Source organism: Kitasatospora sp. NPDC058190, from assembly GCF_042883685.1.
Classification (GTDB): Bacteria; Actinomycetota; Actinomycetes; order Streptomycetales; family Streptomycetaceae; genus Kitasatospora.
In genome coordinates this window covers 36,868-58,552 of the sequence record NZ_JBHVVI010000041.1, presented here as the reverse complement: position 1 = coordinate 58,552, position 21,685 = coordinate 36,868, and the positions used below count along the sequence as shown (strand labels likewise).

Here is a 21,685-nt window from a genome sequence, read left to right as displayed (position 1 = left end):
AGGGTCTCCGGGTACGTGCCCCCGTGTCCAGCTACATCTCCTACAACTCGTCTTTAAGATGGACTGATGCTCGATGTGCGACGACTCGTTCTGCTCCGTGACCTGGAGGTGCACGGCACGGTGACCGCCGTGGCCGATCTCCACGGCGTCACGCCCTCCGCTGTCTCGCAGCAGCTGCGGCTGCTGGAGGAGGAGACCGGAACCCGCTTGCTGGAGCGCACCGGCCGTTCCATCCACCTCACGGCCGCGGGCCGTCGGTTGAACAGGGACACCGAGCACGTGCTCGCGGCTCTGGAGCGCGCCCGCATCCGGCTGCACACCGAGGCCGAAAAGCCCGCAGGCCCCCTCGGTTTCGCCTGCTTCCCCAGTGCCCTGGCATCGGTGGCCGCACCTCTGGGCAGGGCCCTGGAGGACACCTGTCCGGATGTACAGCTCCACATCACCGAGGCCGAGCCCGAGGCTGCCGTACGGCTGCTGCTCCAGCGCCGTGCCGACCTCGCCCTCGTCTACCGGTACGACAACCTGGCCACGTCCCCACCCGTCGGCGTGGAGACCTGGACGCTGCGAACCGACCCCCTGGTCGCCGTCCTGCCCCGCGACCACCCCGCAGCCCTGTCGGCCGGCTCTCCCATCGCCCTGCGGGAACTCGCGGACACGCCGTGGACCACGGCCCCGGCGCAGACCGCGTGCGGAGACGCCGTCCTCCAGGCCTGCCGGTCGGCCGGGTTCACTCCCCAGGTGAGGAACATCTGCACCGACTTCTCCACCATGATCGCTCTCGCCGGGAGCGCGGGCCACACCGCCCTGATCCCCCGCATGGCGGCCACACGGCTACCGCCCGCGCTGATCGCGCGACCGGTGACCGACGGCACCCTCGCCCGCACGATCGAGATCGCCGTTCGCCACGACACGGCACACGACCCCGCGATCGCCGCTTGCCTCACCGCGCTGCGCACGCTCCTGCGAGGATCAGCGTGAGTGGAGCCAGGGGTCGCGCCAACGCGGGTGGCCGACGAGCAGCTCGTCCGCGCCGGCCGGCCCCCAGGATCCCGGCTCGTACGGCTCCACCGGGGGCGGGGCGTCCAGCAGCGGCTGGACGATGCGCCATGTCTCCTCGACGCTGTCCTCCCGGGTGAAGAGGCTGGAATCCCCTTCCATGGCGTCGCCGAGCAGCCGCTCGTACGGCTCCGGTGCCTCTCCGAGCTCCTCGGAGAAGATCAGCGACAGGTCCACCGTCCGGGTCGCCTGGGCGCCGGGCTGCTTGGCCTGCACGATCAGGTCGATACCCGGGTCGGGATCGATCCGCAGGACGAGCTCGTTCGGGTCGGGCGCGAACGTCGGCGCGAACCCGAGCCCGGGGGGCCGCTTGAAGACGGCCCGTATCTCGGTGACCCGCTCCGGGAGGGCCTTGCCGGCCCGGATGAAGATCGGGACGCCCGACCAGCGCCAGTTGTCGATCTCCAACCGCAGCGCGGCGTAGGTTTCGGTCCGCGAGTCCGGGCTCACCCCCGGCACGTCCAGGTACCCGTCGTACTGGCCGCGGACGTAGTGCCCCGGGTCCGCCGACGGGATGGCCCGGAACACCTCCACGCGCTTGTCGCGCAGTCCGTCGGCGGAGGCGCTCGGCGGCTCGGCGGCGAACAGCCCGATGAGCTGGAGCAGGTGGTTCTGCACGACGTCGCGGAGCGCCCCGACCGGGTCGTAGAAGCTGCCCCGGTCCGCCACGCCGAACTCCTCGGCCATGGTGATCTGCACGCACTGGATCCGGTCGCGGTTCCACAGCGGCTCCCAGATGGAGTTGGCGAACCGGAGGAACAGGATGTCCAGCGACGGCTCCTTGCCGAGGAAGTGGTCGATGCGGAGGATCTGCCGCTCCTCCAGGAGCCTGCGCAGCTGGGCGTTCAGCGCCCGGGCCGACGCCAGGTCGTGGCCGAACGGCTTCTCCACGACGACCCGGGCCCGACCGGTGAGGTGGGCACCGGCCAGGCCCTCGACGACGCGGCCGAACAGCGACGGCGGGATCTCCAGGTAGAAGACCGGAGTCTGCCGGCCCTCGGTCGCCCGGGCGACGCGGTCATAGGTCCCCGGGTCCCCGAAATCGCCGGAGACCATCGACAGGCGCTCCGCGAACCGCTGGAACACGTCCTCGGTGATCGTCTCGCCGGCGTCCTCGATGGCGCGGCGCGCGTGCTCCCGCAGGGTCGCGGCGGACCACTCCTGGCGGGCCACGCCGACGATCGGGCACCGGAGCAGCCGGCGGCGCTCCAGGCGGTACAGGGACCGGAAGGTCATCTTCCTGGCCAGATCTCCGGTGATGCCGAAGATCACCAGGACATCAGCGGCGGTGCTCGCCGGTGCAGTCATGGCACTCCTCGTCGTCGGCCTCGGCAGCGTCGGGGTCACGGCAGGACGAACCGCTCCACCGCGTCAAGCCGTCAGGCCCTCGATCGCCACCGGAAGGTGGCGCGGGCCGCGCAGGACGGCGTTGGTGCGGTAGGGCGGCGGGTCCTCGAGCAGCCGGGAGAACCTGACCCGGCGGAACAGTTCGGGCAGAGCGAGCTGTGCTTCGATGCGGGCGAGCGGCGCACCGAAGCAGTAGTGGATGCCGGTGTAGAAGCCCAGGTGCTCGTTGTCCTTGCGGTCGGGATCGAACCGGTCGGGGTCCTTGAAGCGTCTGGGGTCGCGGTTGGCGGCGGCCAGCATGAGCCAGACCGGCGAGCCCTGGGGGATCGTGGTGCCGGCGATGTCGATGTCGGCCAGGGCGGTGGTCCAGGTGACGAACTGGACCGGGGGCTCGTACCGCAGCACTTCCTCGATGAGCGGGACGACCAGGCCCGGCTCCTTCCGGAACCGCTTGAGGACGTCCGGGTGGCGCAGCAGCGTGAGGGTGGTGTTGGTGATCAGGTTGACGGTGGTCTCGTGGCCGGCGACCAGGAGCAGCACCGCGGTGGCCTCCAGGTCCGCCGGCGTCATGCTGCCTCCGGGACCGGTTTCGGGGGCGAGCGCGCTGAGCATCCCGGGGCCGGGGTGGCGGCGTTTGGTCTCGATCAGGTCGGACAGGTAGGCGCCCAGGTCCACGCGCGCCTGCTCCGCCTTTCCCCGGCCGGCGTCGCCGCCGGGGTGGGGATCGAGTTCGGACGTCAGGGCGTCGGCCCAGCCGTGGAAGCGCCGTTCGTCCTCGCGCGGTACGCCCAGGACCTTGCAGATGGCCGTGACGGGGAGGGGGTAGGAGAAGTCCTCGACGATGTCGGCCTGGTCCTTGCCGTCGAAGGCGTCGAGCAACTCGGTGACGACATTGGCCAGTTCTCCGCGCAGGCCGTCGAGGAACCTGGGGCTGTGCGGGGGGCCGAACGGCCGGTTGATGGTGTCGCGCAGCCGGTCGTGCACGGGCGGGTCCGTGAAGATGAAGCCGGGCGGCAGGCCGGTCTCCTGCGCCGGTTGCCCGATCCGGGCGTAGCCGGCCGGACGGTTGCTCGTGTCGTTGCTCAGCCGCGGGTCGTTGGCCAGGCTCCGCACCTCGTAGTAGGTGCTGACCAGGTAGGTGCCGTCGTCCTCCCGCCTGACCGGTGTCCTGCGCAGTTCCGCGTAGAGCGGGTACGGATCGGCTCGATTGGCGTAGTCGGCGATCTGCGCGGAGATGCTACCGGGCGTCATGGTGTCTCCTGAGGGCTCCGGGCGGCACAGGGCCGTTGATCAGGCATGCGGCGGAACGAACTCGACACGCCGCTCGCTCGGGGAATGGCCCGTCAGCGTGACGGTGGGCCCGTGGGTGGGCAGGTGGGGGTCGGGGAACGCGGGGTCGACCGGCCGGGGTGCAACGGTGCGGCGGTCGACCACGCGGTACTCCGGCGGGAACGGCGCGGCGGCCTCGATCTGCTGCTGGTAGAACCCCAGCCACTTGGCTCCGTCGAAGGACGCCGCGGCGATGACCCGGCCGCGATAGCCGTACACCGCGACGAACCGCTCCTCGGCGAGCGCCCCCTGGGCGACGAGCAGTTGGTCGCCCAGCGAGGGCACACCCACGGACTTGATGTTCACGCCGAACTGGGAGGACCAGAACATCGGCAGCCACAGGTGGGGACGGCGCTCGGGGCCCGCACAGATCATGTTGTGGGCGGCGGTCCCGGCCTGCTCGACCGCGTTGCCCCAGTGCTCCAGCGACAGGAACTGGTAGTCGAACAGCGGGTGCGGGCTGCGCGCGACGTCACCGGCGGCGTAGATGTCGTCGGTGACGATGCCGTTGACGTCGAAGACCCGGCACCCGGCGTCGCACGCGATCCCCCGGGGGCCCGCGGCCACCCCGGAACCGGCGAGCCAATCGGTGTTCCGGATGGCTCCGAGCGAGACGACCGCCACCTCCACCTCGATCGCCGAGCCGTCGGACAGATGGGCGCGCCTGAGCCGTCCGACGTAGTCGCCCTCCAGGGCGGTGACGCTGATGCCACAGCGCAGATCGACTCCCTTCCCGCGCTGCAGCCGGCTCGCGGCCTCGCCGACCACCCCGCCCAGTGCGCCCACCAGCGGTGCGGGGCCGCGTTCGGCGACCGTGACTTCGAGGCCCAACTCCCGGCAGGCGGAGGCGACTTCGGAGCCCGTGAAACCGGCGCCGATCACCAGCACCCGGGACACGCCCCCGGTCAGCCTCCGGTACAGGCGCGCGGAGTCGTCGCGCGTACGCAGCGCGAAGACCCCGTCGAGAGCCGCCTGTTCCGGGTGGAACCAGGGCCGCGCCCTGGTCCCGGTGGTGATCAGCAGACGGTCGTAGGCCACGGTGTCCCCGTTCGCCAGGCGTACCTGCTTGGCGTTCCGGTCCAAGCCCTCGGCGGCGACGCCCAGACGCCATTCGGCATCGATCCGGCGCCGCCGCGGCAGTGCGGTGTCCTCGGCCCGCGCCCGCCCGAGCAGCGCCTGCTTGGACAGCGGCGGCCGGTCGTAGGGCTCGTACGGCTCGTCACCGATCATCGTCAACGATCCGGTGAAACCCTCCTCCCGCAAGGTCTCCGCCGCACGCAGACCGGCCAGCGAGGCACCGACGACGACAATGCGGCCCTCCCGCCGCAGAACCTCGACGTCCGTGTCAGCCGACATGGGGCTCCACACCCTTCGTCGGCTCGTCCGAGTAGTCGGCGAGGATGGCCTGGACCGGGCAGGCGGCAGCGGCCTGCTCCACCCGGTCGCGCCGCGCCTCGTCGAAGCGGGGGGAGAACAGCAGCGCCTCGTCGCCGTGCAGGGCGAAGACGTCCGGGGCGAGGAAGACGCACTGCGCGAATCCCTGGCACCGGTTGAGATCGACGACAAGCCTCATCTGGAACCCGCTCCCTGCACGGGCCGCGGTGGCCGAGCCCCGCAGCCGTCTGCGGTCGGTCCGTGTGGTCGGTGGGCATGCCTCACTTTCAGGATCGAGCCTGCGCGGAGGTCGCGCAAGGTGAGGGCGGTCGGGGGTGGTCCGTCAGCCCACCGCGGCCGGTGCGAGGGAGCGGATGTGCCGGGTGAAGCGGGCTTGGTGGTCGGCGAGATCGAGATCGATCCGGGGCGGCTGCGCCGCCCGGCTCTCCCCGAACAGTGGAGGTGACGGTGGGTCAGTGGACGTCGTGCAGTCGGACGCGATGCTCGGGATCACCGACGTGAAGCCGACCGGGCAGCCGTTCGACCCTCCGGCGTACGGCGTCCTGCCCACCCTCTGGAAGCCCGCCGTCCAGAGAACCGTCTCCCGCCCGTGCGCCGGTGGTCGTACGCGCCGTGCGCATCGGGTTCACGGACGGTGCGGCTCGTGGCCGCTCAGGAGCACTCGGTGCGGGACGTCCCCTCAGCGGTCGGCTCAGCTCTTCTTGACGGTGATCGCGTGAGTGACGGCCGTTCCCACCGCGAGCAGCAGTGCGGCGGCGGCGACCAGGACGCTCGTGGAGCCCAGGACGTCCGCCGAGTTCGACGCGTGCTGGAGGTCGGTCAGCATGACGTTGACCGGGGACACGTCCTTGCCGAGCATGACGGCCAGCAGGAGTACCAGGGCGACGACGAGCGCGTAGCCCTGCCGCCGGAACACCAGCCGGGAGCAGACCAGCCCGACGGCCATGCCGGCGAAGGCGCCGATGAGCTGGGCCTCCGTACCGAGGGCCAGGTCGGCGGGGCCGACGGTGTGCGTCCCGAACAGCAGCGGCAGCCCCAGGCCGGCCACCGTCAGCAGCAGGCACCAGGTGGCGGCGGTCGCGACCGATCCGAGCAGGACCCTCAGGTGGCTGCCCGCGCTGACGACCACGATCGAGCGGTGCGGCGGGTCCTCCAGGCCGATCAGCGCCATGGTGAGCCAGGCGGAGCACAGCAGCATGGAGGCGGCCACCGCGGAGTAGGTGGCGGCGAGCGGACCGGTGTCGCTGCTGGTCAGCACGGCGGCCAAGCCGACGAACAGGAGCAGCGGCGCGAGGTAGCGCTGGGAGAGCAGCAGAACCGTGAACATGTAGCGGACCAGGGAGATCACAGGGCGACACTCCTGGCGTCGGTCCGGGAGCCGTGGTCGTGCGCGGCCCTGGCCACTGCGTGCACCGACCAGAGGTGCTGCAGCGCCGTCATCAGTACGGTGTCCGAGTGCTCCCGGGCCACCCGCAGGACGATGCCCCGGCCCCGGCGGGCGGCGTCCACCACGCCCGGGAGCGAGTACCAGTCCAGCTCGGCCGGAACGGCGCCGGTGGCCGGCGGGGTCAGGACCAGCTCCACCATCGGGGCGGGGTCCCCGGACTGCGTGGCGCCCCGCCAGGTGACCCTGCCGTCGGTGATGGCGTAGGCGCCGTTGGCGTGCGTCCCGGTGATCGCTTCGCGGTGGTCGGTGAAGACCACCGCGCCGCCGTGGTCGGCCACCTCGTCGATGAACTCGCCCAGGACGCCGTGGGCCGAGGCGTCCAGGCCCGACCAGGGCTCGTCGAGGACGAGCAGGTCGGGCGGGACGAGCAGGGCCTGGACCAGTGCGACCTTCTGCGCGTTGCCCTTGGAGAGCGTGCGCAGGGACGCGGTCGGGCCGCCGACGAGGGCCAGCCGCTCCAGCAGGTCGCCTCCCCGGGCGCGGGCGGCGGAGGTCGACATGCCTCGGATGCGCCCCATGTGGGTGAGGTAGGAGATCGCCGAGATGCGTTCGTGCGCCGTGAATCGGTCCGGTACGTACCCGATGGCCGGTGGTCGGGTCGAGACCGTGCCGGACGTGGGTTGCGACAGCCCGGCCAGGATCTTCAACAGGGTCGACTTCCCGGAACCGTTGGCGCCCACCACCGCGACCACGTCGCCGGCGGAGACCTTCATGTCCACATCGCTGAGGATCCACCGGCCTGCGCCGTAACGCTTGCAGAGGGCTTCGCAGCGTAACAATTCAACTCCCGAATGTCATCGTCGCGCGCACGCTACTACAGTCAGGCATCGAGCCGGCGTCCCTGTCAACGGACTCCAGCGGGCGCCGAACTCCCGACCGGAGCGTTCGGGCACTTCGTCGGCGACGGTGAACGGCGCATCGGCGACGGCGGAGGACCCGCCGTGCGGCGCCGGGTCGCGGTTACGCCGCGCGGGCGTGACGGCCGCTGGCAGGATGGTGGCGTGCCGGAGGTGCGGGGTTGCATGAAGCTGCCAGGGATCTGAGGCGGGCCGGGGGCCGCCGCCTAGGGTGGCGAGCGACCTAGCGTGGGGGTGGCTCCGTGACCGATCTGATGGCTGGTGTCTCGGCGGGGGACGCGTCGGTGGCCTTGTACATGGTCCCGGTGGCCGCGGCGATTCTGGGGGTCGTGGTCTTCGGGATCGCGGCGGCCTCGCGGCGGTTGCTGGGGATACGGGTCGGGCCGTCGCGGGCGATGGCGGCCGGGTTGGTGGGGCTCGCGGCGCAGTTCGTGTTCGGGCAGATGGTCCACGGGGCCGAGAACCGTGGGGTGCTGTCCTCGATCCAGTTGCTGCTGTCCCTGCTGGCAGCGATGGCGACCCTGGTGCTGGCAGAGGTCTTCCTGCCGTACGGCAGTTGGGCGCTGCCGCTGCAGATGCTGCGCGGGCTGAGCGGGCGGCTGAACCGGGCCCGCCGGTACTCGCAGATCAGCCGGATCTTCGTCCGGCACGGGCTGGGCCGGCTGGTGAGCGGCCGGATGGCCTGGGAACGGCTGGTGACGCCGGGGGAGGAGGGGGAGCGGGTCGCGCGCTCGCTGCGACTGGTGCTGGAGGAGTGCGGGGGTGCGTGGATCAAGCTCGGCCAGGTGCTGTCCACCCGACGGGACCTGCTGCCGCCGCACTTCATCGAGGAGCTGAGCCGCCTGCAGAGCGAGGTGCCGCCGGCGCCGTGGGACGAGGTGGCGGCGGTGCTGCGGCAGGAGCTGGAGGTGCCGATCGAGGAGGCCTTCGAGTGGTTCGAGCGGGAGCCGCTCGCCGCCGCCTCGATCGCCCAGGTGCACCGGGCCCGGTTGCACGGCGGGCCGACCGTCGCGGTCAAGGTGCAGCGCCCCGGGATCCGCGAGTCGGTCGAGCGCGACCTGGAGATCGTGCTGACGCTCTGCCGCAGTGTGCAGGCCCGGGCGCGGTCCGCGCAGGTGCTCGGGCTGGTGGACCTGGGCGAGGGCTTCGCCGAATCGGTGCGCGAGGAACTGGACTTCAGGATCGAGGCGCGCAACTCGGACGCGGTCGCGCAGGCCGGCGGCCGGGAGCCGGACGCCCGGGTGCGGATCCCGGAGGTCTACTACGAGTACTCCTCGGCGCGGGTGCTGGTGCAGGAGTGGCTGGAGGGGGTCACCTTCGACCGGGCCGGGCCGGTCGCCGACGAGGCCGGCCACGACCGGCAGGAGGTGGCCCGCGAGGTGCTGCGGGCGATGCTCCGCAAGATCCTGCGGGTCGGCGTCTTCCACGCCGACCCGCACCCCGGGAACCTGCTGCTGCTCGCGGACGGGCGGATCGGGCTGCTCGACTTCGGCTCGGTGGGTCGGATCGACCCCTCGGTGCGGCTCGCCGTCCAGGAGCTGCTGGTCGCGGTGGACCGCCACGACCCGGCCGCGATGCACGACGCCCTGATCAGCCTGCTCGGCACCAGGGCGCTGACCGACGACGAGCTGATGCCCGACTCGCTGCTGCTGGAGCGGGAGTTGGGCCGGTTCATGGCCCGGCACCTGGGCGCGGGCGCGCACGCGGACCTGGAGCTGTTCAGCGCGCTGTTCCGGATGATCACCCGGTTCGGGCTGGCCGTCCCGCCCGAGGTCGCGGCGCTCTTCCGCGCGCTCGCGACGGTCGAGGGCACCCTCACCCAGTTCGCGCCCGGCTTCAACCTGCTGGAGGAGGCCCGCACCTTCGCCGTGGAGACGCTCACCGAACGGCTCGGGTTCAAGCACACCAAGGCCGGCGGCGGGATCGGCTCCGCCGCCACCTCGCTGGCGTACGGGGCGGCGCAGGAGTTCCTCTCGGTGCTGCCCATGCTGCGCCGACTGCCCCGGCGGGCCGAGCGGATCAGCACCGCCCTGGAGGAGGGCCGGCTCAGCGTCCGGGTCCGGGTGCTCGCGGACGAGCGGGAGCGGCGCTTCATCTCGGGGCTGATCCACCAGGTGACCATCACCCTGCTCGCCGCCTGCACCGGCCTGATGGGCGTGCTGCTGGTGGTGTTCGGCACCGGGAAGGGGCCCAGGGTCACCGCGGAGCTGGGGCTGTTCCCGCTGCTCGGCTACCACGCGCTGGTGGCCAGCGCGATCCTGATGCTCCGGGCCCTGTTCGCCGCCATGCGGAGGACCTGACGCGGACGGTGACGGTGCGTCAGCCATGCAGTTGGACCGGCAGCTCCTCCAGCGGGCGGACCACCGGGCTGCGCTGGTAGCGGAGTCGGTCCGGGGTCACGGCGAGCGTGAGGTCCGGGAAGCGCTCGAAGAGGCGGCGGGCGCCGATCTCGGTGATCAGCTTGGCCAGGTGCGCGCCCGAGCAGTAGTGGATGCCGAAGCCGAAGCTCAGGTGCGCCGGCTTGTCCCGGTCGAGGTCCAACTCCTCCGGGGCGTCCGGGAACTGGGAGGTGTCCCGGTTGGTGGACATCACGCAGATGATCACCACCTCGCCCGCCGGGATGGTAACGCCGCCGAGCTCCACCGGCTCGGTGGAGACCCGCTGCAGGGCGTTGCTGATCGGGCTGACGTAACGGATCAGCTCGTCCATCGACTTGCCCCAGCGGCCCGGCTCCTCCAACAGCCGGGCGCGCTCCACCGGGTGGGTGAGCAGGGCGGCGATGACCCCGCCGACCAGGCTCGCGGTGGTGTCGTTGCCACCGGTCATCAGGGCGAAGCCGGTGGAGAGGATCTCGGTGGGGGTGAGCCGGCGCTCCGGATCGGCGTGGATCAGGGCGGACAGCAGGTCCTCGCCCGGCTCCCGCTCCTTGCTGGCGATCAACTCGCGCATGAACCCCGAGAGTTCCTGGATGTTGCGGTCCAGCTCGCCGGAACCCTCGGTGGGGGAGTGGGTGCGCAGCGCGGTCGACCAGCGCAGGAAGTCCGGCCAGGCGTCGGAGGGGACGCCCATCAGCTCGGCGATGACGATCACCGGCAGTGGGTCGGCGTACCCGGCGATCAGGTCCGGGACGGGCCGGTCGGCCAGCCGGTCGAGCAGCCCGTCGGCGATCCGCTCGATCCGCGGCCGCAGCGCCTCGGCCCGGCGGGGGGTGAAGGCGAAGCTGATGGCCTTGCGCAGCGGGGTGTGCCGCGGGGGTTCCAGGTTGGCCAGGTGGTTGGCCTCCTCCGGCGGCGGGGTCAGCGCGCGGCCGATCCGCTCGGACATCAGCCGGTACTGCACGTGGATGTCACGGCTGAGCCGGGGGTCGGCGAGCGCGGCCTTGGCGTCGTCGTACCGGGTCACCACCCAGGCACGGCCGCCGTCCGGGAAGGCCAGTTCCCGCACCGGGCTCTCCCGCCGCAGGTGTTCCAGGACCGGGAAGGGGTTCTGGGTGAAGTCGTTGGTCAGCATCCAGAACTTGGAGAGGTTCCGTGTCCCCGCCACCATCTCTGTCCTCCGTACGTCACCCAAGGGGCTTTCCATGTGCCGGGAACGCTAGGCGCTCTCCTCCTTTCGGCATAGGGCGGATTCAAAAGGTCTATCTGTCCTGGGCGCCGGCGGCCGGAAGTGGGGAGGATCTCTCCCGTTCGGCGGATTCGGTTTCCCTCGGTTCGTTTCTAGGCTCTTTCCCGAATCCCGGGTGTGCGGCGTGGACGAAGCGCGCCGCGGTCGGAGCCCGGGCCACGACCGACCGTGGTTCGACCAGGTGGGAAAGGGTGAGTCGGATGGGGACGGCCGTTTCCACGGGACGACAGATCGCGGCCCGTGCCGTCGGCGTGACGAAACTGCACGGCCACGGCGAGACCCGGGTCGCCGCCCTGCGCGGCATCGACCTGGAGATCCCCGCCGGGGAGTTCGTCGCGGTGATGGGCCCCTCCGGCTCCGGGAAGTCGACTCTGCTGCACACCCTGGCCGGGCTGGACACCGTCACCGACGGCGAGGTCTTCCTCGGCGAGGCCCGGCTGCGCGGGATGTCCGACCGGGAGCTGACCCGGCTGCGCCGCCATCGGGTCGGCTTCGTCTTCCAGCAGTTCAGCCTGCTGCCGGCGCTGACGGCGGAGGAGAACATCCTGCTGCCGTTGCGGATCGCCGGCCGCCGGGCCTCCGCGGAGTGGTTCGACCGGGTGGTCGGCATCGCGGGGCTCGCCGGGCGACTGCACCACCGGCCGGCCCAGCTGTCCGGCGGGCAGCAGCAGCGGGTGGCCTGCGCCCGCGCGCTGGTGTCCCGGCCGGAGGTGATCTTCGCGGACGAGCCGACCGGCAACCTGGACTCCGTGGCGGGCGCCGAGGTGCTCGGATTCCTCCGGTACTCGGTTCGCACCCTGGGCCAGACCGTCGTGATGGTCACCCACGACCCTGCCGCCGCCTGCTACGCGGGCCGGGTGGTCTTCCTGGCCGACGGCCGGATCGTCGACGAGCTGCGCAACCCGACCCTGGAGGCCGTCCTGGAGACGATGCACACCCTCGACGCCGAACGGACGGCGGGCCTCGGCCCGCTGGTGCCCGAGCGGACGGCGCCGTGCTGACCGCGGCCCTGCGGAGTCTGCCCGCCACGCTGACGGCAGCCCTCAGGAGCCTGCCCGCCGGGCGGCCGCGGCTGCTGTCGGCCGGTCTGGCCGTGGCGCCGGCGGTGATGTCGGCCTCCGGCGCGCTGATACTGCGGGACATCCTCGACCGTTCGGCCAGGGCCCGCTTCGGCGGCGGGTACGACGACCTGACCCCGGTACGCGGGGTGCTGGAGCTGAGCGACCACGTCCTGCTGGGCTTCACGGCGGTGGCGATGCTGGCCGGAGTCCTGCTGACGGTGCACACCTGCTCCGTCGCGGTCACCCGCCGGATGCGCGACCTGGCCCTGTTGCGGGCGATCGGCGCCGGACGGGCGCAGCTGCTCGGCTCGGTGCTCGCGGAGTCCCTGCTGGCCGGACTGGCCGCCTCCGGCGTCGGGCTGGCGGCCGGCACCGGGGTCGGCGCGCTGGGCGCCCGGCTGCTGACCGGGGCCGGCAGCGGGATGCCGGGGGTGCCGTTCGCGGTGCCCGCGAGCGCGGTGGCCGGCGCCCTCGCGCTCGGGGCGCCGGTGACCGCGGTGGCCGCGCTGGTCCCGGCGCTGCGGGCCGCCGCGGTCCCGGCGCTCGCGGTGGTTCGCCCGGCGGTCGTCCCGTCGGGTACCGGCCGACGGCAGACCTGGACCGGTGTCGCGCTGCTCGGGGTCGGGGCCGACCTGCTGGCACTCGGGCTGCTCGGCTCCGGAGGCCTCGGCGTCGTCCTGGCCGGGGCCCTGCCGGCCCTGCTGGGCCTCGCGCTGCTCACCCCGCTGATCAGCCGGTCCGCCGGGTGGGCGCTGTCCGCGCTGTTCGCCCGGTCGCTGCCCGGGTTGCTGGGCCGGGGCAACCCCGCCCGGGACACCCGCCGGACGGCCGTCACGGTCGCGGCGCTGATGATCGGGGTGGCCCTGGTCACCGCGCTCGGCGCGGTGGCCGCCTCGGTCCGCGACGGTGCCGCCGCGGACCTCGACCGCGACCTCCGGGCGGAGCTGGTGGCCACCGGCGGCGGTTCGGCGGCCCCGGCCGCGATCGACCCGGCGGCGCTCGCCGTGGCCGCGCGGGTGCCGGGGGTGCGCGGCGTCGCCGCCGCGGCCGTCGACACCGCCACCGTCGGCGGGAGCCGGGTGAAGGCGGTCGGCTGGCAGGATTGGGCCACCGCGCGGGCGCTGCTCGGGGTGCGCGGGAGCGCCGGGGCCGTCGACCGGCTGCCCGCCGGGGAGGTGCTGATGGGCGCTGCCACCGCCGAGGAGCAGGGGGTGCGGGTCGGGGACCGGATCGCCGTCCAGTACCGGCGCGGGGCCGCGCACAGCTACCGGGTCGCCGGGATCTTCCGGGACTCCTCCCTGGTCGAGGGCGTGGTCGTGCCCTGGGCCGACGCCCGGGCCGGGTTCCACACCACCCTTGCCTCCCAGGCCTTCTTCGGGCTGGACGCCGGGGCCCGGGCCGAGGAGGTCCGGGCGCGGATCGCGCCGCTGCTCGGGGACGGCCCGCGGGTCTCGCTGCTGACCAGGGAACAGGTGGTCGACGGCGTCCACGACGGGTTCGCGCTGCTGTTCGCGCTCGTCCGGCTGCTGCTCGCGCTGGCGCTGCTGGTCGCGCTGCTCGGCGTGGTCAACACCCTGGCGCTGTCCACCCCGGTACGGCCCCGCGAGCTGGACATGCTGCGCGCGCTCGGGCTCAGCCGGGGGCAGACGATCCGCATGATCACCGTGGAGTCGGTGCTGAACTCCCTGCTCGGGGCGGTGCTGGGGATCGCCGTCGGCGCCGTGCTGGGGCTGGCCGCGGCCCGGGCGCTGCGCGGCGACGCGGGCGGCGGGCTGTCGCTGCCCTGGTCGCAGCCGGCCGGCTGCCTGCTCGCCGCGGTGGTGGTCGGTGTGGCCGCCTCGATCGTCCCCGCCCGGTACGCGGCCCGGCGCACCGGCCGGGCCGCCCTCGGGTAGGGCGCCGGCGGCTCACCGGCCGTGTGCCACCGCCGGACGAACCGGACTCCACGACCGGACGGGGCGGATCCGGTCGGGCAAGGTCCGCCCGGCCGCGCGGCAGCTTCCTGCACGAGCCATTGCTCCCGCCTTCCGACTCGGCTGGTATGGAGGGGCATTCAGTCGAGAACAGGGGGCGACATGCACGAGCGTGAGTTCCGCGCTTTCGTGTCCGTGGCGGAGATCGGGCGCATGGATCAGGCCGCGAAGGCACTCGGATATTCGCAGCCCGCCATCAGTTACCAGATCAAATGTCTTGAACAGATGCTGGGCGCCAAACTCTTCGACCGGGACTCCACCGGGGCGCGACTCACCCGGGAAGGCCGGATGATACTTCCGTCGGCCAAGGCCGTACTGACACTGATCGACAATATGAAGGGCGTCTGTACGGTGTGAGGTCCCGCGCGGCCTGGCGCGGGGCGTGTCTTGCGGGTTTTGTCGCGACCCCGGCAAGGACCTGCAAGACACGCCCCTAGTCCGTCAGGCCGCTGTCCCACACCCAGGCCGCGATGCCGACCCGGTTGCGGACGTCGAGCTTGCGCTGGATCTTGGCGACGTGGGTCTTCACCGTGCCCGCCGAGATGAACAGCTTGGTACCGATCTCCGCGTTGGTCAGCCCCTCCGCGACGAGTCGGGCGATCTCCACCTCGCGCTCCGTCAGATCCGTGGTCTGCTCGGCCGGTTGACGCGGCGGCCGGGCGGCCTGCAGGTGCTGCAGCAGGCGCACCGTGATGGACGGGCTGATCAGGGTGTCGCCCGCCATCGCCGCCCGCACCGCCTCGACCAGCAGGGCCGGGCCGGAGCGCTTGAGCAGGAAGCCGCAGGCGCCGTTGCGCAGCGCGGTGTGCACGTACTCGTCGAGGCCGAAGGTGGTCACCACGACCACGCGCAGCGGGTGTTGGACGTCCGGACCGGCCAGCCGGCGGGTGACCTCCAGGCCGTCCAGGCCGGGCATCCGGATGTCGGCGAGCACCACGTCGGGGTTCAACTCCCGGGCGAGCTCGACGGCTTGCACACCGTCCGAGGCCTCGCCGACCACTTCCATGTCGGGCTGGGAATCCAGAATCAGGCGGAATCCGATCCGGACGGATTCCTGGTCGTCGGCGAGAAGTATGCGGATGGTCACGCAGAGCAGCGTATCCCGGCGTCCGGGCGAACGGCCACCGAATGCGTATTCAAAGATTCTCTGTGGGCTTCGGCCATGATTGCGCCGCTGGCAGCATCTGGGCACACGGAACTCGACTGCCGTGTGCGGTGTCTCCCCCCAGGTTTTGGAGTGATGAGTGGTCATGGCTCACTCTGGCAGGCTCAGAACGACGACGGCGGCCGCGGTGGCGGCGGCGCTGTCCGGCACCTTGTTCGGTGCGATTTCCCCCCTACCGGCCGCCGCCGCCGGCGGCGACCCGTCGAAGGTCGCGCTGCTGCCGGCCGACGCGGGTTCCCCGACCCGGCCGGCCTGGCCGGAGGGGACCTTCGACCAGACCGGTGCCGCCCGGCCCGACGGCGCCCCCGTTCTCGCCGGGCCGGACGACGGCGCGACGCTGGCCGATGCCGCCCCCCAGCTCACGGCCGCCACCCAACCTGGCGCCCAGGCCTACGAGTTCGTGATCGGCACCGGCACCGCCCCGGGGGCCGGACAGGTCACCTCCTCCGGCTGGCTCGGCGCGCCGCGCTGGCAGCCGCCGACGGGCCTGCTGAAGGACGGCGGGCAGTACTGGTGGACCGTCCACACCAAGGACGCCTCCGGCCGACCGGGCGCGGACGCCCCGGCCCGGACCTTCACCGTGAACCAGCGGCTCGGCGCCCAGACCGCGGGCGGCCCGGTGGCCGCCGACACCCTGGGCCCGGTCGGCGTCAGCCTCGCCAACGGCAATGTCGCGCTGTCCGTCAACACCCCGCAGGTGTCCACCGGTTCGGGACCGCTGGGCGCCACCTTCAGCTACAACTCGCAGGCCGTGGCCGGCTCCGCCGGACTGTCCGGCTCCTACTACGCGGGTGACGCGGACACCGGGATCGACGCGGGCGAGAAGCCCGCCGCCGTCCGTACCGACGCCCGGGTCGACTTCCGCTGGTCCGCCCAGCAGGCCGCCTACCCCGGCGCCGCGCCCGACGCCGCGTTCCGGGCGCGCTGGTCCGGGACGCTGCGCGTCCCGTCGAACGGGACGTACAAGCTCGGCGGCGACTACGCGGGCGGGATGCGCATCCTGGTCGACGGCAAGGCCGTACTGGACGACTGGCAGGGCACCGCCGGCAAGGGCGGGACGGCCTACGGCACGGCGCTGCAGCTCGCGGCCGGCCGCGACTACACCATCGTCGTCGAGTACCGGCACCGGCCGGGCGACGCCAAGGCGGCGGTGTGGGTCAGCGGCGACGGGCACAGCGCGCCGCTGCCCGCGTCCTGGCTGCAGCCCTCGGGGGCCGTGCTGCCCGCGGGGTGGAGCGTGACGCCCGCCGCGACCGGCCCGGACACCACGGCCGCCGCCAACGCGCCCGCCGCGCCGTCCGCCCCGGCCGGCTCCGGCGCCTCGACGGCGCCCGCCGACCAGGGCACCGGCGGGGCCGCGCCGAACGCCGCGCCGAACGCCGCGCCCCGGGCCAACGGCCAGAACTCCCAGGGCGGGAACGCCAAGGACGCCAAGGACCCCAAGGCCAAGGCCGCCCACCCCAACGCCCAGGCCGCCGAGACCGTCACCACGCGGATCGCCGCCGCCGAGGACGCCGGGCTCCACTTCCTCTACTCCGGCGCCCCGGAGTGCAAGGACAGCGCCGCCCCGGCCGGCTACGTGTGCGCGGTCAGCGTGCCCGGCGCGGGCCTCACCCGCCTGCTCTACCGCAACGGCAAGCTGGTCCGGCTGGTCAACCCCGGCGGCGAGACCACCGACCTGGGCTTCGCGGCCGACCACCGGCTCACCGCCGTTCGGACCCCGCTCATCGTCGACTGGATCGCCGTCGACCCGGGTCGCCGGGACTCCGCCGAGGCCCGGTTCGCGATCGACTACCAGGGCGACTCCGCCGCCGCCTCCCGCGTCACCGCCCCGGACCCGCAGGGCCAGAGCGGCCGCCAGGACCGCCGGGCGCAGCACGGCTACCGCTTCGCCGCCGGTTCGGCCGAGGTCACCGTGGCGGGCCTGAACGGCTCGCAGGGCTGGAGCCGCAAGGTCGGCACCGACGCCGCCGGCCGGGTGCTCAGCGACACCGACGGCACCGGCCGCACCGTCAGGACCACCTGGACGCCGGCCGACCAGCCGGCCTCCCGGACCGACGCGGCCGGGCGGGTGACCACCACGGTCTACAACGAGATGGGCCTGCCCGCCGGCAGCTACGGCCCGGGCCCGGCCGCCTGCTTCGGCCCGGACCTGCGTCCGGTCAGCCCGGCGTCCGCGGACTGCGCCAAGGTTCCGGCCAGCACCACGAGTTACGGCCCGACCGGTTCGAGCACCGAGCGCGCGGACAGCGACGGCGTGCCCGCGCAGGTCGTGGAGAGCCGGCTCAACGAACTGGGCATCCCGGCCACCACCGTGGTCGACCCCAAGGGCCTCGCCCTGGCCACCGGCTACGAGTTCGACGCCTCCTTCCGCCCGGCCGCCAAGGTGAACCCGGACGGCACCCGGCAGACCTTCGGCTACTACGGCCAGACCGAGACCGCGGCCAACCCGTGCGACCCCGGCAGCGCGCCGGCCCCGCAGCGCGGTCTGCCGAAGTCGATCAGCCTGCCCGCCTCCGCCAACGGCACCGCGCGGGTGGAGAAGTTCGTCTACAACGGCCGGGGCCTGCCGGCCGCGGTCAACTTCGGCGGGGCCGACTGGGCCTGCGTCCAGTACGACGCCCGCGGCCGGATCGCCAAGATGGCCATGCCGGGCAACGCCAACCTGCCCGCCTGGACGGTCGTCTACGACAGCGCCTACCACGGTGACCCGCTGACCGTCCGGGCCTCCCGGGGCGGCGCGTCCATCACCACCGTCACCGACCTGCTCGGCCGCACCGTGAGCTACACCGACGAGCTGGGCACCCGCACCGACACCACCTACGACCGCGCCGGGCGCGCGGTGTTCGAGTGGCTCACCCCGCCGTCCGACGACGACTGGCCGCAGTTCAAGCAGGTCGAGTACGACGCGGCCGGCCGGATCCTCACCGTCACCCTGAACGGCCGGCGACTCGCCGCCGCCCAGTACGACGCGGCCGGGGCCGTCCAGAAGGTCGACTACGGCAACTCCACCTCGCTGGCCGTCCGCCGGGACGGCTCCGGGCGGATCACCGCCAAGACCACGACGCTCGCCGACGGCAGCGCCCTGCCGGCCGAGGTGACCCGCTCGCAGTCCGGCACCATCGTCAACGAGACGGTCGCCGGGGACCCGACCGGGCGCACCGGACCGGACTTCCGCTACGACGCGGCCGGCCGGCTCACCTACGCCCGGATCGGCGGGCGCGAGTACCAGCGTGACTTCACCTCGCCGGCCGCCGCCCAGTGCCCGACCGGCACCCGGGCCAACGCCGGGGCCAACGGCAACGTGGTCCGCGACACCGAGACCACCGCCGCCGGGACGGCCGTCACCGGCTCCTGCTACGACGACGCCGACCGGCTGCTGGCGACCACCGGGGACCACCCCGTCACCGGCACCACCTACGGCCTCAACGGCCACCTCACCGGCTACTCCGTCGACGGCCGCCAGGTCACCCAGCAGCAGGACGCGGCGGAGCGCTACCGGGGCACCGCGATCACCGGCGACAACGCCGCCGCCGTCACGTACGACGAGGACATCGCCGACCACCTGACCACCCGCACCGTCACCACCGCCCAGGGCACCAGCACGCTGTACTACGGCCACACCAGCAACTCCACCGCGGCCGTCGACCTGGTGCTCGACGCGGACAAGCACCTGCTCACCCGGGTGGTCGGCCTGCCCGGCGGGGTGATCGCCTCGGTCTCCGGCCAGCCCTTCCGCGGCGACGGCACCACCTGGAGCTACCCGACCGTGCGCGGCGACATCTACCTGCTCGCCGACGACAACGGCAACCGGAAGGGCGACCTGTACCGCTACGGCCTGTACGGCGAGCCGCTCGCCCCGAACGGCGCCGTCGACCCCCAGCGGGTGCCCGACAACATGCCCGGCGACTTCGACTACGGCTGGCTCGGCCGCTACCGCGTGGGCACCGAGCACCAAGGCGCACTGTACAGCGTGGTGCTCCAGACCCGGGTCTACAACCCGGCCCTCGGACGGTTCTCGGCCCCGGTCTCCGGCGGCCCCTTCCTCAACCCCTACGAGTACGCGGCCGGCGACCCGGTCAACCACACGAGCATCAACGGCTACGACCTGGACGTGGAGCAGGACTGATGACGACTTCCCAACTCGACCTCACCGTGGCGTTCACCGACGCCGACACCGAGATCCTGGAGCGCGCCGGCACCCGGCTCGTCTCCGTCCGCCCCCACCACGGCGGCGACCACCGCGCCTGGTTCACCGCCAACACCGGGGCGCTGCGCTCGGCGATGTACCAGCACGCCGCGGTCATGGTGCGCGGCAGCGGACTGCGCGAGCAGGCCGAACTCGCCGAGCTGGCCGAGGAGATCGGCGGGAAGACGCTCGACTACAACGAGCGCTCCACCCCGCGCAGCAAGGTCGTCGGCAAGGTGTACACCTCCACGGAGTACCCGGCCGACCAGAGCATCCCGCAGCACAACGAGAGCGCCTACTCGGAGAACTGGCCGCACAACCTGTTCTTCTTCTGCGCCCAGGCCTCGCTGACCGGCGGCGAGACGCCGGTCGCCGACAGCGCCGCCGTGCTGGCCGGCCTGCCGGCCGACCTGGTGAGCCGCTTCGAGGACAAGGGCGTGCTCTACACCCGCACCTACCGCACCGGCATGGGCCTGTCCTGGCAGGAGGGCTTCCAGACCGAGGACAAGGCGTACGTGGACGGCTACTGCGCCGACCACGGCATCGAGACCGCCTGGGACGGCGACGTGCTGCGCACCCGGCAGAAGCGGCCCGCCACCATCGTCCACCCGGTCACCGGCCAGAAGACCTGGTACAACCAGGCGCACCTGTTCAACGTCCTCGCGCTGCCGGAGGCCGTCCGCGAGGGGCTGCTGGAGATCTGCGGCGAGGACGGCCTGCCGCGCAACGCCTACTACGGTGACGGCACGCCGATCACCGAGGACGAGATGAGCACCATCCAGGGCGTCTACGCCGAGCGGACGCTCGCCGAGCCCTGGGCCACCGGCGACCTGCTGATGATCGACAACCTGCTCACCTCGCACGGCCGCCGCCCGTTCACCGGGGACCGCAAGGTCCTGGTGTCGATGACCCAGCGCACGGACCGGCCGTGACCGCGACCACCCCGGAGCTGGTCGGCACGGACCTCACCGACCCGTGGACCTTCCTCGGGCCGCGGGAGGACCTGTGGGCGATGTGGCGGCGGCTGCGCACCGACAGCCCCGTGCACTGGCACCCGGTCGAGGGCCGGGCGGTGCCCGGCTTCTGGGTCGTCTCCCGCTACCACGACGTCATGTCCGTCTACCGGGACGCCCGCAACTTCACCTCCGAGCGCGGCAACGTGCTCGCCACCCTCCTGGAGGGCGGGGACTCGGCGGCCGGGAAGATGCTGGCCGTCACCGACGGCGCCCGCCACCGGGAGCTGCGCAACCTGATGCTCAAGGCCTTCGCGCCCAGGGTGCTGGAGCCGGTGGTGGACGGGGTTCGGGCGCGGGCCGACCGGCTGATCCGGGAGGGCGTGGCCCTGGGCGAGGACTGCGACTTCGCGCGGGACGTCGCCGAGCACATCCCGATGGCCACCATCGCCGACCTGCTCGGCGTGCCGGAGTCCGACCAGCCGTACCTGCTGTCGCTGACCAAGCAGGCACTCAGCGCCGAGGAGGCCGGCCAGACCGACGAGGACGCGGTGCTCGCCCGCAACGAGCTGCTGCTGTACTTCTCCGAGCTGGCCGAGGACCGCCGCGAGGACCCGCGCGACGACGTGGTCAGCGTGCTGGCCACCGCCCGGATCGACGGCGAGCCGCTCAGCGAGCAGGAGATCGTGCTCAACTGCTACAGCGTCATCATCGGCGGCGACGAGACCAGTCGGCTGTCGATGATCTGCGCGGTCAAGGAGCTGATCGAGCACCCGGAGCAGTGGCGTCGGCTCAAGGCGGGCGAGGTCGCGGTGGAGAGCGCCGTCGAGGAGGTGCTGCGCTGGGTCACCCCGGGCATGCACTTCGGGCGGCGGGCGCTGGCGGACGTGGAGCTGGCCGGGCGGACCGTCCGGGCCGGTGACGTGGTCACCCTGTGGAACAGCTCCGCCAACTTCGACGAGGAGGTGTTCGAGCGGCCGGAGGTGTTCGACCTCGGCCGGACCCCGAACAAGCACGTCTCCTTCGGCTACGGTCCGCACTTCTGCCTCGGCGCCTACCTGGGCCGGGCGGAGATCCACGCGATGCTGACCGCGCTGCGCACGCACGTCGAGCGGGTGGAGCCGACCGGGCAGGCCCGGCCGATCCACTCCAACTTCCTGCACGGGTACAGCAGTCTGCCCGTCTCCCTGCATCCGGCCCGATAACGGCCCCCGTCCCTTCGAGGCCGGATGAACCGAGTGCCCCGCCCTTCCCCCGGCGGGGCACTCGGCGTTTTTCGGCGGCACCCC

General features: G+C 72.8%; 16 protein-coding genes. 8 read left to right on the top strand and 8 right to left on the bottom strand.

Going from position 1 to position 21,685, the window contains the following annotated elements; genetic code table 11:
• The first annotated feature begins 66 nt into the window (after positions 1–66).
• Positions 67–978 (top strand): LysR family transcriptional regulator, encoded by a 912-nt coding sequence (locus ACFVWU_RS20110; RefSeq protein ID WP_387622560.1) that lies wholly within the window; start codon positions 67–69, stop codon positions 976–978.
• On the opposite strand, the gene zwf is transcribed toward ACFVWU_RS20110, so the two are convergent.
• The 6 genes from zwf to ACFVWU_RS20080 all read right to left on the bottom strand — a co-directional run bounded on the left by zwf (position 970) and on the right by ACFVWU_RS20080 (position 7,293).
• On the bottom strand, positions 970–2,364 hold the full coding sequence (gene zwf, locus ACFVWU_RS20105; RefSeq protein WP_387622557.1) for a glucose-6-phosphate dehydrogenase: 1,395 nt from the start codon (positions 2,362–2,364) through the stop codon (positions 970–972). The genes ACFVWU_RS20110 and zwf overlap by 9 nt on opposite strands.
• Positions 2,365–2,427: 63 nt before the next feature.
• On the bottom strand, positions 2,428–3,654 hold the full coding sequence (locus tag ACFVWU_RS20100) for a cytochrome P450 (RefSeq protein WP_387622554.1): 1,227 nt from the start codon (positions 3,652–3,654) through the stop codon (positions 2,428–2,430).
• 39 nt (positions 3,655–3,693) lie between these two features.
• Positions 3,694–5,088: an NAD(P)/FAD-dependent oxidoreductase gene (locus ACFVWU_RS20095; RefSeq protein WP_387622551.1), complete on the bottom strand. Its 1,395-nt coding sequence runs from the start codon at positions 5,086–5,088 to the stop codon at positions 3,694–3,696.
• Positions 5,078–5,305 (bottom strand): ferredoxin, encoded by a 228-nt coding sequence (locus tag ACFVWU_RS20090; RefSeq protein ID WP_387622548.1) that lies wholly within the window; start codon positions 5,303–5,305, stop codon positions 5,078–5,080. Before ACFVWU_RS20090 ends, ACFVWU_RS20095 begins: the two co-directional genes overlap by 11 nt.
• A gap of 513 nt (positions 5,306–5,818) precedes the next feature.
• Positions 5,819–6,475, bottom strand: coding sequence for a hypothetical protein (locus tag ACFVWU_RS20085; protein WP_387622545.1), 657 nt, complete (start codon positions 6,473–6,475; stop codon positions 5,819–5,821).
• Positions 6,472–7,293 carry an ATP-binding cassette domain-containing protein gene (locus ACFVWU_RS20080; RefSeq protein ID WP_387622542.1) on the bottom strand — a complete coding sequence of 274 codons (822 nt, stop codon included), beginning with the start codon at positions 7,291–7,293 and terminating at the stop codon, positions 6,472–6,474. Before ACFVWU_RS20080 ends, ACFVWU_RS20085 begins: the two co-directional genes overlap by 4 nt.
• Positions 7,294–7,673: 380 nt before the next feature.
• On the opposite strand from ACFVWU_RS20080, the gene ACFVWU_RS20075 reads away from it, so the two are divergent.
• Positions 7,674–9,731, top strand: coding sequence for an ABC1 kinase family protein (locus ACFVWU_RS20075; RefSeq protein WP_387622538.1), 2,058 nt, complete (start codon positions 7,674–7,676; stop codon positions 9,729–9,731).
• Between the two features lie 19 nt (positions 9,732–9,750).
• Here ACFVWU_RS20075 and ACFVWU_RS20070 read toward each other — a convergent pair whose 3' ends face one another.
• Entirely contained in the window at positions 9,751–10,977 is a 1,227-nt protein-coding gene (locus ACFVWU_RS20070; protein ID WP_387622536.1) for a cytochrome P450, read from the bottom strand.
• Between the two features lie 278 nt (positions 10,978–11,255).
• On the opposite strand from ACFVWU_RS20070, the gene ACFVWU_RS20065 reads away from it, so the two are divergent.
• The 3 genes from ACFVWU_RS20065 (at position 11,256) to ACFVWU_RS20055 (ending at position 14,446) form a co-directional block, all read left to right on the top strand.
• The gene (locus tag ACFVWU_RS20065; protein WP_387622533.1) at positions 11,256–12,056 is read left to right on the top strand and encodes an ABC transporter ATP-binding protein; all 801 of its coding nucleotides are present in this window, start codon (positions 11,256–11,258) and stop codon (positions 12,054–12,056) included.
• Positions 12,050–14,011 (top strand): FtsX-like permease family protein, encoded by a 1,962-nt coding sequence (locus tag ACFVWU_RS20060; RefSeq protein ID WP_387622530.1) that lies wholly within the window; start codon positions 12,050–12,052, stop codon positions 14,009–14,011. Before ACFVWU_RS20065 ends, ACFVWU_RS20060 begins: the two co-directional genes overlap by 7 nt.
• Before the next feature lie 180 nt (positions 14,012–14,191).
• Entirely contained in the window at positions 14,192–14,446 is a 255-nt protein-coding gene (locus ACFVWU_RS20055; protein WP_387622527.1) for a LysR family transcriptional regulator, read from the top strand.
• 76 nt (positions 14,447–14,522) lie between these two features.
• On the opposite strand, the gene ACFVWU_RS20050 is transcribed toward ACFVWU_RS20055, so the two are convergent.
• Positions 14,523–15,176, bottom strand: a complete 654-nt coding sequence (locus tag ACFVWU_RS20050) for a response regulator (protein ID WP_387622523.1) — start codon at positions 15,174–15,176, stop codon at positions 14,523–14,525.
• 163 nt (positions 15,177–15,339) lie between these two features.
• Here ACFVWU_RS20050 and ACFVWU_RS20045 point away from each other — a divergent pair, with 163 nt between their 5' ends.
• The 3 genes from ACFVWU_RS20045 to ACFVWU_RS20035 are packed head-to-tail and all read left to right on the top strand — an operon-like array spanning position 15,340 to position 21,601.
• The gene (locus ACFVWU_RS20045; protein ID WP_387622520.1) at positions 15,340–19,383 is read left to right on the top strand and encodes a PA14 domain-containing protein; all 4,044 of its coding nucleotides are present in this window, start codon (positions 15,340–15,342) and stop codon (positions 19,381–19,383) included.
• Positions 19,383–20,375: a TauD/TfdA family dioxygenase gene (locus ACFVWU_RS20040; protein ID WP_387622517.1), complete on the top strand. Its 993-nt coding sequence runs from the start codon at positions 19,383–19,385 to the stop codon at positions 20,373–20,375. The genes ACFVWU_RS20045 and ACFVWU_RS20040 overlap by 1 nt, the downstream gene beginning before the upstream one ends.
• Positions 20,372–21,601 carry a cytochrome P450 gene (locus ACFVWU_RS20035; RefSeq protein ID WP_387622514.1) on the top strand — a complete coding sequence of 410 codons (1,230 nt, stop codon included), beginning with the start codon at positions 20,372–20,374 and terminating at the stop codon, positions 21,599–21,601. The genes ACFVWU_RS20040 and ACFVWU_RS20035 overlap by 4 nt, the downstream gene beginning before the upstream one ends.
• Positions 21,602–21,685: the final 84 nt, after the last annotated feature.

Coding starts and splice junctions, on each gene's coding strand:
- ACFVWU_RS20040 (WP_387622517.1), top strand. CDS start 19,383: ATGACGACTTCCCAACTCGACCTCACCGTGGCGTTCACCGACGCCGAC.
- ACFVWU_RS20095 (WP_387622551.1), bottom strand. CDS start 5,088: ATGTCGGCTGACACGGACGTCGAGGTTCTGCGGCGGGAGGGCCGCATT.
- ACFVWU_RS20055 (WP_387622527.1), top strand. CDS start 14,192: ATGCACGAGCGTGAGTTCCGCGCTTTCGTGTCCGTGGCGGAGATCGGG.
- ACFVWU_RS20070 (WP_387622536.1), bottom strand. CDS start 10,977: ATGGTGGCGGGGACACGGAACCTCTCCAAGTTCTGGATGCTGACCAAC.
- ACFVWU_RS20110 (WP_387622560.1), top strand. CDS start 67: ATGCTCGATGTGCGACGACTCGTTCTGCTCCGTGACCTGGAGGTGCAC.
- ACFVWU_RS20065 (WP_387622533.1), top strand. CDS start 11,256: ATGGGGACGGCCGTTTCCACGGGACGACAGATCGCGGCCCGTGCCGTC.
- ACFVWU_RS20090 (WP_387622548.1), bottom strand. CDS start 5,305: ATGAGGCTTGTCGTCGATCTCAACCGGTGCCAGGGATTCGCGCAGTGC.
- ACFVWU_RS20100 (WP_387622554.1), bottom strand. CDS start 3,654: ATGACGCCCGGTAGCATCTCCGCGCAGATCGCCGACTACGCCAATCGA.
- ACFVWU_RS20045 (WP_387622520.1), top strand. CDS start 15,340: ATGGCTCACTCTGGCAGGCTCAGAACGACGACGGCGGCCGCGGTGGCG.
- zwf (WP_387622557.1), bottom strand. CDS start 2,364: ATGACTGCACCGGCGAGCACCGCCGCTGATGTCCTGGTGATCTTCGGC.